Here is a 12,811-nt window from a genome sequence, read left to right on the forward strand (position 1 = left end):
GGGAAGGTGCGGAGGTGGACTTCGCACCCAGCGCCGCGGCCCAGGACTACACCGACCGGATGCGGGCCTTCCTCGACGAAGCGGTCCTGCCGGCCGAGAAGGTCTACGACGCCTGGCGCGAGGAGCGGCGCGGGACGCCGGCCGAGCACGACCTGCCGCCGGTGATGGAGGAGCTCAAGAGCGAGGCCCGTCGGCGCGGGCTGTGGAACCTGTTCCTCCCGGACGTCTCCGGGCTGTCGAACCTGGAGTACGCGCCGGTCGCGGAGGTGTCGGGCTGGTCGCCGGTGATCGCGCCCGAGGCGATCAACTGCCAGGCCCCCGACACCGGCAACATGGAGACCCTGCACCTGTTCGGCACCACCGAGCAGAAGCAGCAGTGGCTCGAGCCCCTGCTCGCCGGGGAGATCCGCTCGGCGTTCGCGATGACCGAGCCGGCCGTCGCGTCGTCGGACGCCACCAACATCACCACCTCGATCCGCCGCGAGGGTGACGAGTACGTCATCACCGGCAAGAAGTGGTGGATCTCCGGCGCCGCCGACGCGCGCTGCGCCGTCTTCATCGTCATGGGCAAGACCGACCCGGACGCCCCGACGCACCGCCAGCAGTCGATGGTGCTCGTCCCCCGCGACGCCCCCGGGCTCACGATCACCCGCCCGCTGCCGGTCTTCGGCTACCAGGACCAGCACGGGCACTGCGAGATCGAGCTGAGCGAGGTCCGGGTGCCGGCGTCGAACCTGCTGGGCGAGGAGGGCGGCGGCTTCGCCATCGCCCAGGCGCGCCTGGGCCCCGGGCGCATCCACCACTGCATGCGCCTCATCGGCATGGCCGAGCGCGCGGTGGACGCGATGGTGCGCCGCGCCAACGACCGCGTCGCCTTCGGTCGGACGCTCGGCGAGCAGGGCGTGGTCCGCGAGCAGATCGCCGAGAGCCGCATCGCCATCGAGCAGGCCCGCCTGCTCGTGCTCAAGACCGCCTGGCTGATCGACACCGTGGGCTCGCGGGGCGCGGCCACCGAGATCGCGGCGATCAAGGTCGTGTGCCCGCGGATGGCGTGCGACGTCATCGACCGCGCCATCCAGATCCATGGCGGCGGCGGGGTCTCCGACGACTTCCCGCTCGCCTACGCCTACGCCTGGGCCCGCGCGCTGCGCCTCGCCGACGGCCCCGACGAGGTGCACCTGCGCTCCGTCGCCCGCCAGGAGCTCAAGGCCCACGGCAGCTAGTCGCGCCAGGGCGCGGGGGTCAGGCGATCGGGCGGCGGGCGCGGGCGGGTGCGGGGACGAAGAGCCCGAGGCGCCAGGCGTGGCTCACCGCCTGGGCGCGGTCGCTCGCGCCGAGCTTGCGGAACAGGTGCCCGGTGTGCGATTTCACCGTGTGGTCGGAGAGGTAGAGCCGCCGGCCGATGTCGGCGTTGGTCAGCCCGCGGCTGACCCCGATGAGCACCTGCACCTCGCGCACCGACAGCTCCAGGCGCCGCTGGGCCTCGAGGTCGACGACGACGTCGTGCAGGCCGTCGGCCCGCGCGCCGACCGTCGGGCCGTCGGCGGGCGCCGCGGGGCGGGGCACCAGGTCCTCGCCGGCCGCGGTGACCGCGGTGCTGCGCACGAGCGTGCGGATCATCGCCCGCGGCGCGTCCCAGCGCAGGAAGCCCGCCGCGCCCTCGGCGACCGCCTGCTGCGCCGGCGCGTGCGCGCCCGCCGAGCCGGCGACGAGCACGCCGGTGCGCGGCGACTCGGCGAGCACGCGGCGCACGACGGCGAGCCCGGTCGGTTCGGTCTCGCCCAGCCCGAGTACCGCGATCGCGCCCGGGGTCGCCGCGAGGTGGGTCATGAGGTCGTCGACGTCCCGCGCGACGGCCACGGCGTCGGGGCCCGCGACGGAGTCGACGAGCAACCGCAGCCGGCGTCGTGCCTGGGGACGCTCGTCGTGGACGACGCACGTCTCCCCGGACCCCCCGTCCTCGCGCACCCCGGTAGAGGTACCTCATCGGGGTGATCTCCGACGACACGACGCGCGGCGCGACGATCACCGAAATGACAGTGCTGTAAGTCGCCCGGCCGGGTATCACCCACACGCGTCGACAGGCGTTTCACTTGTCGACGGAGAGTCCACGACCTTGCATGTCCCCGCGACGTCCTCGACGACCCGGGGACCCGACCCGCGAGGAGCGCCGATGGCGGACGGTCAGGCCGGGCACGGCGCGACGCGGGAGACCCCGACGCCCGGGGTCCGGAGCGCGCTGGGTGTGGCCGTCGCGGTGGGGGCGGTGGTCGCGTCGGTTCTCACCGCGGTCGTCACGGCGCCGCCCGCCGGGGCGCTGCCCGCGGCGGAGTCGTGGTCGGCGGAGCTGGCGGTGACCGGCGGCGACGACGCGAACGTCGTGGCGGCCGGCGACGCGGTGCGGCTGCGCGACCTCGCCCCGCGGCCCACGAGCGCGGGGCCGGTCCCCGCCGAGGGCACGCTCCTGCTCTCGCCCCGGCGGCCGGCCGCCATCACCGACCGGGTCGCGGCCGACGTCACCGCCGACGTCCCCGCCGGGGCGGAGATCCTGGTGTCGGTGCGCGGCATCCGCGACGACGGCACGTGGAGCGAGTGGCGCGAGGCCCGCCCCGGGAGCCCCGCCCGCCTCGACGAGCCGACGTTCGAGGTGCAGGTCCGCGTCACGCTCGTCGCCGCGCCCGACGGCACCGGGCCCGCCCTGCGCCGCCTGTGGCTCACCGCCGACCGGGCCCCGCTCGGCCTCGGCGTCCCGCGCCCGACGACGCCGCTGACCAGCCGCGTCTTCGCCACCCGCATCGGCCTCGTCGGCAACGACACCGCCAACGGCCACGAGGTGGAACGCGACGACCGGTTCGTCGCCCTGCCCTCGCGGCGCAGCCTGGGCCCGCAGGAGTCCGGCGACTACACCGTGCGCGTCTGCGCGGCGCAGCGGTGCACCTGGGCCCCCGTCTGGGACGTCGGGCCCTGGAACACCCGCGACGACTACTGGAGCGAGGGCCCGCAGCGCCAGGCCTTCGGCGACCTGCCCCGCGGGCGCCCGCAGGCCGAGGCCGCGTTCACCGACCGCTACCGCGACGGCCGCGACGGCTCGGGACGCCGCGTGCGCAACCCGGCGGGCATCGACCTCGCCGACGGCACGTTCCGCGACGACCTCGGGCTGCGCGACAACGCCTGGGTGACGGTCACCTACCTCTGGACCGGCACCGGCCCCTCGGCCCCCGCCCGCGACCGGGAGGCCCGCCTCGACGTCCGCGCCGCCCCCGCTCCCGACGCGGCCGTCGTCGGCAGCGTCGCCCCGCACGCGCGGGTGTCCTACGACTGCGCGGTGGACACCACCGCCGGCCGCACCGGGGCCGGCGCCCGCTGGCTGCGCCTCGGACCCGCCCAGTTCGTCCCGGCCGACCAGGTGGAGGCGCGCGATGTCCCGTCCTGCTGACCCGTTCCGCCACGGCGCGCTCGCGGTCGCGGCCGGCTCGCTCGGGCTGGCCCTCGTCCTCGCCGTGCCCGCCGGGGCCGCCACCGACCCGGGACCGCGCACGGAGAGCTGGGGCGCCGAGCTCGCGATCGAGGGCGGCGACGACCGCGGGGTCGTGCTCGACGCCGGCGCCATCCGCCTCGAGGGCACGGGCGTGCGCGCCGGCGAGCTGGTGCTCGCGCCCCGCCGGACCGCGGGCGTCGTCGACGCCGTGCGCGGGATCCCCTCCGCCGACGTCCCCGCCGGCAGCTCCGTCGTCGTCGAGGCCCGCGGGCTGCGCGGCGACGGGGCCTGGGGCGCGTGGGTCACCGTGCCCCGCGAGGGCGCCGCGCGCCTCGGCACCCCGAGCACCGAGATCGCCGTGCGCGTGCTGCTGCGCCGCGAGGGCGCCGGCGCGGGCCCGGTGCTGCGCGGGCTGTGGCTGACCACCACCGCCGTTCCGCCGACCACCGCCACCCGGACCGAGACCCGCACCGAGACCCGGACCCGCACCCGGACCGAAACGGCGACCGTCACCGCGCCGACGGGCACGAGCACGACCACCCCCACGAGCACGACCACCAGCTCGGCCGGGCCCACGACCACCACCGCGGAGCCGACCACGACCACCTCGGTCGAGCCCACGACGACCACCTCGGTCGAGCCCACGACGACGGCCCGGCCCACCACCACGAGGCCCCGGCCGACCACGACCACGCCGAGACCCCGGCCGACCACCACCACGACGCCGGCGCCCCCAGCCACCCCGACGACCGCGCCGACGACCACCGAGCCGACGACCACACCGAGCACGACGACCACCACCACGACCACCACCACGACGCCCGTGGTCCCGCCCGTGGCGCTGGTGCCCGGCGTGCCGCTGCCGACCGTCGACCTGCCCCCGGCGCGCCCGATCCCCGCGGCGGCCGCGCAGGAGTCGTGGTGGGGCGCCGACCTGCTCGCCTGGCTCGGCCGCGCGTTCTAGTCGCAGCGGGGCTCAGCCCGGGACGCCCACCGTCTCCACCGTGAGCACGCCGTCGGTGTCCGGGACGCCGAGCACCGTCACGCGCGTCCCCCGCGGCAGCGCACCGACCGGCCCGGGCCGGGGCTCCTGCCCGACCACGCGGGTCGCCGGTGAGGTCCGCAGCGCCACGAGCCGACCGTCGGGGGTGCGGACGGCCAGGACGCCGTCGACGCTGCTCTCGAGCGTGCCCACGAGCGGCACGCCCACCCCCGCCGGCGGCGGGCAGGAGGGGCAGCCGACGGCGAGGTGGCGGTCGGCGAGCACGCCGCCGACCACCCCGAGCACGAAGACCGTGAGCAGCGCCAGCCCGATCACCCAGCGCCGGGGGCGGGGCCGCTCCCGCGGGGGCGCCGACTCGTCGGGCGGCCGGGACTCGTACCCGTAGCCGCCGGGATCGGTCTCCCACTCCTCGGGGCGGTTCACGGCCGCGGTCCCGCGTCCCGGGGCACGAGGACGCGGTCGCCGACCCGCAGCCCGTCGCGGATCTCCACCGACACCGCGTCCGCGAGCCCCGTCGTCACCGCGACGACGCGGTCGGGGCTGCGCCCGTCCTGGGGGCGCACGAGGACCGTGCCGCGGTCCGGGCCCGTGCGCCGCACCGCGGCGGGCGGCACGACGACGACGCCGATCGCGCGCTCGACCAGCACCCGCACGTCGGCGACCTGCCCCACCCGCAGCGTCACCGGCGGGACGGGCCCGGCCACCGTGACGCCGTAGGCGCCGTCGGGTCCGGGCGCGGGCTCGACGCCCACGACCTCGCCGAACACCGGCTCGCCGACCCCGTCGACGCTCGCCGACGCGGACTGTCCGGCCGTCACGCGCGCGACGTCGCGGGGCGGCACGGCCGCGCGCACGACCAGCGCGCCGAGGTCGGCGAGGCGCACGAAGGGCCGGCGGCTCGGCGCGTCGTCGGGGGTGGGCGCGCCGGCGACGACGCGGTCGCCGACCTGCCCCGCGACCGCCGTCACCGTCCCGTCGCGCGGGGCCCGCAGGACCGTCCCGGCGAGCACCCGGTTCGCCTCGGCCAGCTCCAGGCGGTCGCGGGCGGCGGTGGTCTCGAGCCGGCTCACCAGCAGCGGGTCGGGCGGCACGGCGTTGCGGGCCGTGTCGAGGTCCTGGGCACCGTTCGCGACCGCGGTCTGCGCGGCGATGAGGCGGGCGCGCGCGGTGGTGTCGTCGAGCGTCGCGAGCACGTCCCCGGCCACGACCACCGAGCCCGGGGTGACGTCGACGGTCGTGACGGTGCCGGAGACGTCGAACGACACGTCGGCCTCGCCGGCGGTGCGGACGGCGCCGGGCGCGCGGACCTCGGTGAGGACGTCGGCGCGCACCACCGGCACGACGTCGGCCGTCGGGGCCCGCAGCAGCCCGGGCTGGCGCAGCAGGACCACGACCGTGACGGCACCGGCGAGCAGCACCACCACCAGCACCGTCGGCAGCAGCCCGCCCAGGCGGCGCCGACCGGTGGACATGGCGCCCGACCGTAGTGCCGGTCGCCCCGTGACCAGGGGAAGCGCGCTCCCGGCGTGTCACCCGTCCGGAGGTCGCGGCTCCGTGGGGTCAGCCCGGGGGTCGCGCGTCGCGCAGCAGGCCCGTCGCCGGGTGGCAGTTGACGTACTCGTAGAACTGGTCGTCGGCGCCGACCACGGAGACCTCGTGGTAGAGCCGCAGCCGCGGCAGCCGCTTCGCGCGGCGGACGTAGGCGACGAAGAGGCTGAGGTGGGTCGGGTGCGACTCGGCCCAGCGCTCGAGCCGGTCGAGCGAGCGCCAGTGGCTGATGGCGTAGGTCTCGTCGAGCGGCCGGCCCTCGAGGTCGACGTTGCGAACCCAGCGGTTGCTGTAGCAGCCGAGGCGCTCGCCGCGGTCGCGCAGGAAGTCCATGGCCTCCCGCAGCTCGGGCTCGACCTCCTCGAGGTACAGCTCGCGCTCGCCGGGCTCGGTCCCCGACCAGTCCTGCCCCGACCGGATCAGCGCCACGTCGTCGTGCCCGACGACGACGGCCCGCCCGGCCGGGTCGCCGCGGACCTCGAGCTCGCCGGAGCCGGTCATGCGGTCGGTCTGCGAGCGCGGGATCCGGTCGCGCATCGCGCCCCAGTAGGCGTGCTCCTGGACCTCGTCGCTGACGCCGTCGAGGACCGCGCCGACGCCGGGCAGCCCGTCGGTGAAGGGGTAGAGCGTCTCGAACCCGTCGACGCGCGGCATGACGACCTCGCGGAAGACCCCGACGTCCGCCCGCAGGCGCTCGTCGGCCTCCCACCACCCGGCCACCTCGGGGTGGGCGAGCCACCGGCGGTAGCGCGCGGGGTCGCGCCAGTAGCCGACGGCGACGAGGTTGTCGCGGCCCTGCGCGTCGCGGTGGTGGGTCGTGTCGTGGTGCCCCGGGCCATCGTCCAGCCCGAACTGGCCGACGATCCGCCGCAGCGTCTCCAGCGCCTCGGCCCGGTGCTCCTCGCCGCGGTACTGGACGCCCAGGTAGGCCATGACGACCTGCGTGACGTCCTCGTGCGCGCGGGCGACGACGATCGGGAACGGCGGCCTGTAGTCGTCGGACGCGCGCCGCGAGAGGGTGCGCGGGCACCGGAGGTGGTGGTCGATCGCAGAGTCCACGGCTCCCCTTCGATGGAGGGCGTCGGGTCGACGGAGCGTAGCCCGGGACGGTCGTCGGACCCCTCCGATCGGACCGTTTTCCCCACCCGCCCCCGCAGGTGCTCCCGATCTCGGCTGATGGCCGCCGCAACTGCGGGGGCAGCCCCCCACCTGCGGAGATGCTGATCACCACAGCGCCGCGACGCGGTTAGTGTGGACCTGATGACCGCTCTCGACCTCGGTGTGCCGGCCGTCCCCGGGGCCGCCACGTCCACCACCGACACCAGGGGCCGTCCCTCCGACCCCCGCCTCGTCGACTCGTGGGGCCGGGTCGCCACCGACCTGCGGGTCTCGCTGACCGACCGCTGCAACCTGCGCTGCACGTACTGCATGCCCGCCGAGGGCCTGGAGTGGATGCCGAGCGAGCAGGCGCTGACCGACGACGAGGTCGTGCGCCTGGTGCGCGTGGCCGTCGAGCGCCTGGGCGTGCAGGAGATCCGCTTCACCGGCGGCGAGCCGCTGCTGCGCAAGGGCCTCGAGGACATCGTCGCCGCCACCGCCGCGCTGTCGCCGCGCCCGGAGATGTCGGTGACCACCAACGCGCTCGGGCTCACGCGCCGCGCGCCCGGCCTCGCGGCCGCGGGCCTGGACCGAGTCAACGTCTCGCTCGACACGCTGCGCCGGGAGCGGTTCACCGAGATCACCCGCCGCGACCGCCTCGACGACGTCCTCGCCGGCCTGCGGGCGGCGCGGGAGCACGGGCTCGACCCGATCAAGGTCAACACGGTGCTCATGCCCGGGCTCAACGACGACGAGGCGCCCGACCTGCTGGCCTGGGCCCTCGAGGAGGGCTACGAGCTGCGCATCATCGAGCAGATGCCGCTCGACGCCGGCCACTCCTGGCAGCGCGACCGCATGATCACCGCCGAGCAGGTGCTGGCCTCGCTGCGTACCCGCTTCACCCTCACCGAGGACCCCGCCGAGCGGGGCGGTGCCCCGGCCGAGCGCTTCCTCGTCGACGGCTGGACCGCCCCGGACGGGACGCCGGCGAAGGTCGGTGTCATCGCCTCGGTGACCCGCCCGTTCTGCGGCACCTGCGACCGCACGCGCCTCACCGCCGACGGCCAGGTCCGCACGTGCCTGTTCTCGCAGACCGAGAACGACCTGCGGGGTCTCCTGCGCGGGGGCGGCTCCGACGAGGAGATCGCCGACGCGTGGCGCGTGGCCATGTGGGGCAAGAAGCCCGGCCACGGCATCGACGACCCCGGTTTCCTGCAGCCCGACCGTCCGATGAGCGCGATCGGAGGATGATGACCGCCCCTGCGTCCACCACCAGCGCGACCACCGCACCCGCCGCCACGGTGACCGTGCGCTACTTCGCCGGCGCCAAGGCCGCGGCGGGCACGCGCAGCGAGACCGTCGCGGTCCCCCGCGGCGCCACCATCGCCGACCTGGTCACCGCCCTCGCCGCCGACCACGGCGAGGCCCTGACCCGCGTGCTCGGCGCCTCGAGCTTCCTGCTCGACGAGGTCGCGGTGCACGACCGCGCCACCGTCCTGCCCCACGGCGCCGTCGTCGACGTCCTGCCGCCCTTCGCCGGCGGCTAGGGGCTCGCGTGGATGCCAGCGAAGTGGCGTTACGGACACTCAACGTCCGCAACGGCACTTCGCTGACACGCGCCACGCCGCACCGGCGCGCGGGGTTCTGCCGGGCATGAGCGTCGTCCACGACACCGCCATTGGCCCGCTGCACCTCGACGCGTCGCCGCGGGGGCTGACGCTGCTGGGCTTCTCCCCCGGTCCCGAGCACCGTCCCCACCAGCAGGGCGAGCCCGCCGCCGACGTCCTGGACCTCGCCCGCCGCGAGATCGACGCCTACCTCGACGGCTCGCTGCGCACGTTCACCGTGCCCGTCGACCTCTCCGCGCACCCGGCGTGGGACCGCCGCGTGCTCGACGGGCTCGCGGCGATCGGCTACGGCGAAACGGTGAGCTACGGGAAACTGGCCGCCGCCGTCGGCCTCGGGCCGGCCGAGGCCCGGCGCGTCGGCGGGGCGATGGCCCGTAACCCCGTCGCCGTCGTCGTCCCGTGCCACCGCGTCGTGGGCGCCGACGGGAGCCTCACCGGTTACGCCGGCGGCCTCGAGCGCAAGCGCACCCTGCTCGACCTCGAGGCCCGCGACACGCTGCTGTTCTGACCGGTCGCCACTGCTCCATCTCAGCGATCTTCATCTCCGCTGTTTGTCACGCTCTGCTACGAAGAGCGGGTGCGCCGCGCCCTCCTGGTCCTCGTGCTCGGCGCGGCCCTCGCCGGGAGCGCCGCGTGCTCCTCCGCGCCCGAGCTCCCGACGGAGGTCGGCGCGGTGGTCCTGGACGGCGACGAGCGCGCCGCGGACCCGTGTGCGCTCCTCGACCCGGGCGCCTTCACCGGCCGCCCGGAGTCGATGCCGTCCCGGCCGTTCGGCGACGTCGTCGGCTCCTGCCGCGCCGACGGCTACAGCGACGACGACCGACGACAGATGGTCGCAGCGTGGTTCGAGCACGAGCGGGCCGCGTCACCGGCGTCGACGGGGCCGGGCCAGCAGGTCGGTGCCGTGACCGTCCTGTCGCCGGCCCCCGCGGCCGACACCTGCCGCCGGGTCGCCCGGCTCGTCGACGGCACGCTCGTCGTCTTCGGGGGCTGGTCGATCGTCGGCTCGACCTCGCGGGTCGGCGACTGCGCGGTCGCCGAGCGCGCCCTCGCCCTCGGGCTGCGGCGCCTCGCCGCGGACGGCATCCGCTACCGGCCCGGCTGGCAGCCCCCGTACGACCTCGCTCGCGCCGACGCGTGCGCGGCGCTGGCCGGTGCCGCCCCGCTGCTCGGGCTCGCGGCCCCGCCCGTCACGCCGGGGTTCGGGAACTGGAGCTGCGTCGTCGGCATCCCGGGCCCCGGTGCCACCCACGCGCGGCTGGAGTTCGTGCTCGACGACGAGGATCGCCGGCTGACCGACCGGGAGCCCCGCGAGTGGGTCGGCGCCCACCCCCTGCATCTGCAGCGCCAGCCCGACTCGTACGCCGGTGGCCGCTCCACGAGCAACTGCGGCTACCTGCTGGAGTGGGGGCTCGCCTCCGACAGCTTTCCGTTCCCGCAGGACACGCTCGCCCGCGTCTCGGTCGGGTCCGCGTCGGCAAGCTCCTGCGACATGGCACGGGTCATCGCCACCGACCTCGCGACGCGATTGCCGGCGCCGGTGTAGGCCGACCGACGTCTCGCTCAGACGCGGCGGCGCAGGCTCGCCAGCTCCTCGAGCAGCTCGCCGACGTCGTCGACGTCCTCGACCTCGTAGGGCGCCGGGGCCCCGTCCTCCCCGACACCCACGACGACGTCGCCGGCGCCGCCGTCGGTCGCGACCCCCACGGCGACCAGCGCGGTCGCGCCCACCTCGTCGCGCAGCGCGCCGAGGCCCTCCGGGGCGACGACGCGCGCGCCGCCCTTCGAGCCGGACAGGAACATCAGCTCGGCGACCTCGTCGGCGGGCCGGTCGGACACCACCGCGACGGTGGTGGCGGGCAGGGCCATGAGGACGTTCAGCGCCTCGGACGACACCTGCTCGGCACGCGCCTGCACGGGGTCGCCCTCGTCCGGGGCCAGCGCACCGTCGAACGCGCAGGCTACGAGCAGGGTCGGCGCCTCCGCCACGCGGTCGAGCGCGCCCCACAGCGCGTCGTCCGTGTCCACGACCGTCACCCTGGCATGGTGTTCACGGCGTGGTCCAGCGCCGCCCAGAGGTACTGCGTGGCGTACGCGCGGAAGGGTCGCCAGGTCTCGGCGCGGTCGACGAGGTCGCGGTCGCGGGCGGGCAGCCCGAGGCGCTCGGCGGCGGCGCGGACGCCGAGGTCGGTGGGCAGGAAGGCGTCGGGGTCGCCGAGCGCGCGCATGGCGACCGAGTCGACGGTCCACGGCCCGATCCCCGGCAGCGCGGCCAGGGCCGTCCGCGACGCGGGCACGTCGGCCGGGTCGAGCACCACCTCGCCGTCGGCCAGCGCCCGCACCAGCGTCAGCAGCGTGCGCTTGCGGGTGCGGGGCATGCCGAGCTCGTCGGGGTCGACGGCGGTCAGGGCGGGCGCGGACGGGAAGAGGTGGGTCAGCGTGCTGCCGGGGCCGGCGAGCCCGTCGGGCAGCGGCGTGCCGTGGCCGCGCACGAGGCGCCCGGCGTGGGTGCGGGCGGCGGCGGTGGAGACCTGCTGGCCGAGCACGGCGCGCACGGCGAACTCGTCGGGGTCGGGCGCGCCGGGCACCCGCCGGCCCGGGGCCCCGTCGACCAGGGGGCGCAGCACCGGGTCGGCGCGCAGGGTGGCATCGACCGCCTCCGGGTCGGCGTCGAGGTCGAGAACGCGCCGGGCCAGGCGCGCCGCCGCGTCCGCGTCGGACGGGTCGGTGACGGTCAGCGTCGCGGCGACGGTGTCGGGGCCGGCGCCGGGCCGCAGCGCCACCACACCCGGCCCGCCGGGCAGGGCGAGCGTGCGGCGGTAGGCGCCGTCGTGCCACTCCTCGACGCCCGGCACGGCCGTCGCGACGAGATGGCCGAAGAGGTTGTCGGGGCACAGCGGCGGGGTGAACCGGAGCGCGCGGTCCTCGACGTGCACGGGTCGAGCATGTCCGATCGCTCCACGCCCGGCCGCACGGGCGGTCCCTACGGTGACGGCCATGGCACCCCGACTCTCCGTCGTCGAGCTGGTCGTCGCCGACATGGCCGCCACGCTCGCCTTCTACCGACGCCTCGGCATCGACGCCCCGCCCGAGGCCGACGACCAGCCGCACGTCGAGGTCGACCTCGGGGGCGGGCTGCGCCTGGCCTTCGACACCGAGGCCACGATCCGCTCCGTCGACCCCTCCTGGACCCCGCCGACGGGCGGGCCCCGCAGCGCCCTGGCGTTCGCGTGCGATGCGCCGCCCGAGGTCGACGCGACCTACCGGTCCCTGGTCGGCGCCGGCTACCACGGCGAGCTCGAGCCCTGGGACGCGTTCTGGGGCCAGCGCTACGCGACCGTGCAGGACCCCGACGGCGGGTCGGTGGACCTCTTCGCGCCGCTACCCGCGCCGTAGCCCCGTGGGCGTCGTCCCCGCCAGCGCCCGGACCTCGCGGGCCAGGTGTGGCTGGTCGGCGAAGCCCTCGACGGCGGCGACCTCCGCCCACGGCGTGCCGGTACGGGCCCGGGCCAGCGCGCGCTGCAGGCGCAGGATGCGCCCCAGGTGCTGGGGTCCGTAGCCGAAGAGCGGCAGGCAGCGCCGGTGCAGGGTGCGGGACGTGGTGCCGAGCTCGTCGGCGACCCCCGCGACGTCGCGCCCGCGGGCCAGCGCCGCGAACACCCGCACGCCGAAGCGCTCGCCGTCCGCGGGCGGCGTGGCCGCGGCGAGCGCGGCGAGCGCCCCGGCGGGGTCGTCGGCGACCCGGTCGGTGAGCCCACGCGCCGCGGCGTCGGACCACACGGCGTCGAGGTCGACGGTGGTGTCGCGCAGCTGGTCGGCGCGGACGCCGAGGAACCCCGGCCCGCGCCCGTGCGAGAACCGCAGGCCCACGTGCACCCTGCCGCCCCCGTCGTGGGGGCGCGGCCCCGCGTCCGGACCGGCGACGACGAGCCCCCGGCCGTTCCAGATCAGGTCGAGGCACCCGTCGGGCAGGATGGTGCCCGGCGCCCCGTCACTCTCCCAGAGCACGACGCCGGGCGCGATCCGCCGCTCGCGGTAGCCCGCCACGGGGTCCAT

Annotated in this window: 15 protein-coding genes; 8 read left to right on the forward strand and 7 right to left on the reverse strand. The window is 76.7% G+C overall.

Annotated elements, in window-relative coordinates:
* Positions 1–14: 14 nt before the first annotated feature.
* Entirely contained in the window at positions 15–1,223 is a 1,209-nt protein-coding gene (locus ACYX4T_RS14155) for an acyl-CoA dehydrogenase family protein (RefSeq protein ID WP_476015127.1), read from the forward strand.
* Positions 1,224–1,242: 19 nt separating this feature from the next.
* Here the strand turns inward: ACYX4T_RS14155 and ACYX4T_RS14160 are convergent, their stop codons facing one another.
* Entirely contained in the window at positions 1,243–1,968 is a 726-nt protein-coding gene (locus tag ACYX4T_RS14160; protein ID WP_476015128.1) for a helix-turn-helix transcriptional regulator, read from the reverse strand.
* A 205-nt stretch (positions 1,969–2,173) separates the two neighbouring features.
* Here ACYX4T_RS14160 and ACYX4T_RS14165 point away from each other — a divergent pair, with 205 nt between their 5' ends.
* Entirely contained in the window at positions 2,174–3,436 is a 1,263-nt protein-coding gene (locus ACYX4T_RS14165) for a hypothetical protein (protein ID WP_476015129.1), read from the forward strand.
* A complete protein-coding gene (locus tag ACYX4T_RS14170; RefSeq protein ID WP_476015130.1) occupies positions 3,420–4,442 on the forward strand; it encodes a hypothetical protein in 1,023 nt (340 codons plus the stop codon). Before ACYX4T_RS14165 ends, ACYX4T_RS14170 begins: the two co-directional genes overlap by 17 nt.
* Positions 4,443–4,454: 12 nt before the next feature.
* Here the strand turns inward: ACYX4T_RS14170 and ACYX4T_RS14175 are convergent, their stop codons facing one another.
* From ACYX4T_RS14175 to oxdA, 3 genes are all read right to left on the reverse strand, one after another.
* Positions 4,455–4,904 (reverse strand): hypothetical protein, encoded by a 450-nt coding sequence (locus ACYX4T_RS14175; RefSeq protein ID WP_476015131.1) that lies wholly within the window; start codon positions 4,902–4,904, stop codon positions 4,455–4,457.
* A complete protein-coding gene (locus ACYX4T_RS14180; RefSeq protein ID WP_476015132.1) occupies positions 4,901–5,953 on the reverse strand; it encodes an efflux RND transporter periplasmic adaptor subunit in 1,053 nt (350 codons plus the stop codon). Before ACYX4T_RS14180 ends, ACYX4T_RS14175 begins: the two co-directional genes overlap by 4 nt.
* A gap of 88 nt (positions 5,954–6,041) precedes the next feature.
* Positions 6,042–7,088, reverse strand: a complete 1,047-nt coding sequence (gene oxdA / locus ACYX4T_RS14185; protein WP_476015133.1) for an aliphatic aldoxime dehydratase — start codon at positions 7,086–7,088, stop codon at positions 6,042–6,044.
* 201 nt (positions 7,089–7,289) lie between these two features.
* Here oxdA and moaA point away from each other — a divergent pair, with 201 nt between their 5' ends.
* The 4 genes from moaA (at position 7,290) to ACYX4T_RS14205 (ending at position 10,301) form a co-directional block, all read left to right on the forward strand.
* Entirely contained in the window at positions 7,290–8,378 is a 1,089-nt protein-coding gene (moaA, locus tag ACYX4T_RS14190; RefSeq protein ID WP_476015134.1) for a GTP 3',8-cyclase MoaA, read from the forward strand.
* Positions 8,375–8,674, forward strand: coding sequence for a MoaD/ThiS family protein (locus tag ACYX4T_RS14195; RefSeq protein ID WP_476015135.1), 300 nt, complete (start codon positions 8,375–8,377; stop codon positions 8,672–8,674). Before moaA ends, ACYX4T_RS14195 begins: the two co-directional genes overlap by 4 nt.
* Before the next feature lie 106 nt (positions 8,675–8,780).
* Positions 8,781–9,263: a methylated-DNA--[protein]-cysteine S-methyltransferase gene (locus ACYX4T_RS14200; RefSeq protein ID WP_476015136.1), complete on the forward strand. Its 483-nt coding sequence runs from the start codon at positions 8,781–8,783 to the stop codon at positions 9,261–9,263.
* A 69-nt stretch (positions 9,264–9,332) separates the two neighbouring features.
* Positions 9,333–10,301, forward strand: coding sequence for a hypothetical protein (locus tag ACYX4T_RS14205; protein ID WP_476015137.1), 969 nt, complete (start codon positions 9,333–9,335; stop codon positions 10,299–10,301).
* 17 nt (positions 10,302–10,318) lie between these two features.
* Here ACYX4T_RS14205 and ACYX4T_RS14210 read toward each other — a convergent pair whose 3' ends face one another.
* Both ACYX4T_RS14210 and ACYX4T_RS14215 read right to left on the reverse strand, forming a co-directional pair.
* Complete coding sequence (locus ACYX4T_RS14210) at positions 10,319–10,792, reverse strand: hypothetical protein (RefSeq protein WP_476015138.1); 474 nt, start codon at positions 10,790–10,792, stop codon at positions 10,319–10,321.
* Positions 10,789–11,691 carry a DNA-3-methyladenine glycosylase family protein gene (locus tag ACYX4T_RS14215; protein ID WP_476015139.1) on the reverse strand — a complete coding sequence of 301 codons (903 nt, stop codon included), beginning with the start codon at positions 11,689–11,691 and terminating at the stop codon, positions 10,789–10,791. The genes ACYX4T_RS14210 and ACYX4T_RS14215 overlap by 4 nt, the downstream gene beginning before the upstream one ends.
* Positions 11,692–11,752: 61 nt before the next feature.
* Between ACYX4T_RS14215 and ACYX4T_RS14220 the strand changes: the two genes are divergently transcribed.
* The gene (locus ACYX4T_RS14220) at positions 11,753–12,151 is read left to right on the forward strand and encodes a VOC family protein (RefSeq protein ID WP_476015140.1); all 399 of its coding nucleotides are present in this window, start codon (positions 11,753–11,755) and stop codon (positions 12,149–12,151) included.
* Here ACYX4T_RS14220 and ACYX4T_RS14225 read toward each other — a convergent pair.
* Positions 12,137–12,811, reverse strand: a complete 675-nt coding sequence (locus tag ACYX4T_RS14225; RefSeq protein WP_476015141.1) for a helix-turn-helix domain-containing protein — start codon at positions 12,809–12,811, stop codon at positions 12,137–12,139. The genes ACYX4T_RS14220 and ACYX4T_RS14225 overlap by 15 nt on opposite strands.

It is taken from the genome of Actinomycetospora sp. ABD4_176 (assembly GCF_056311855.1).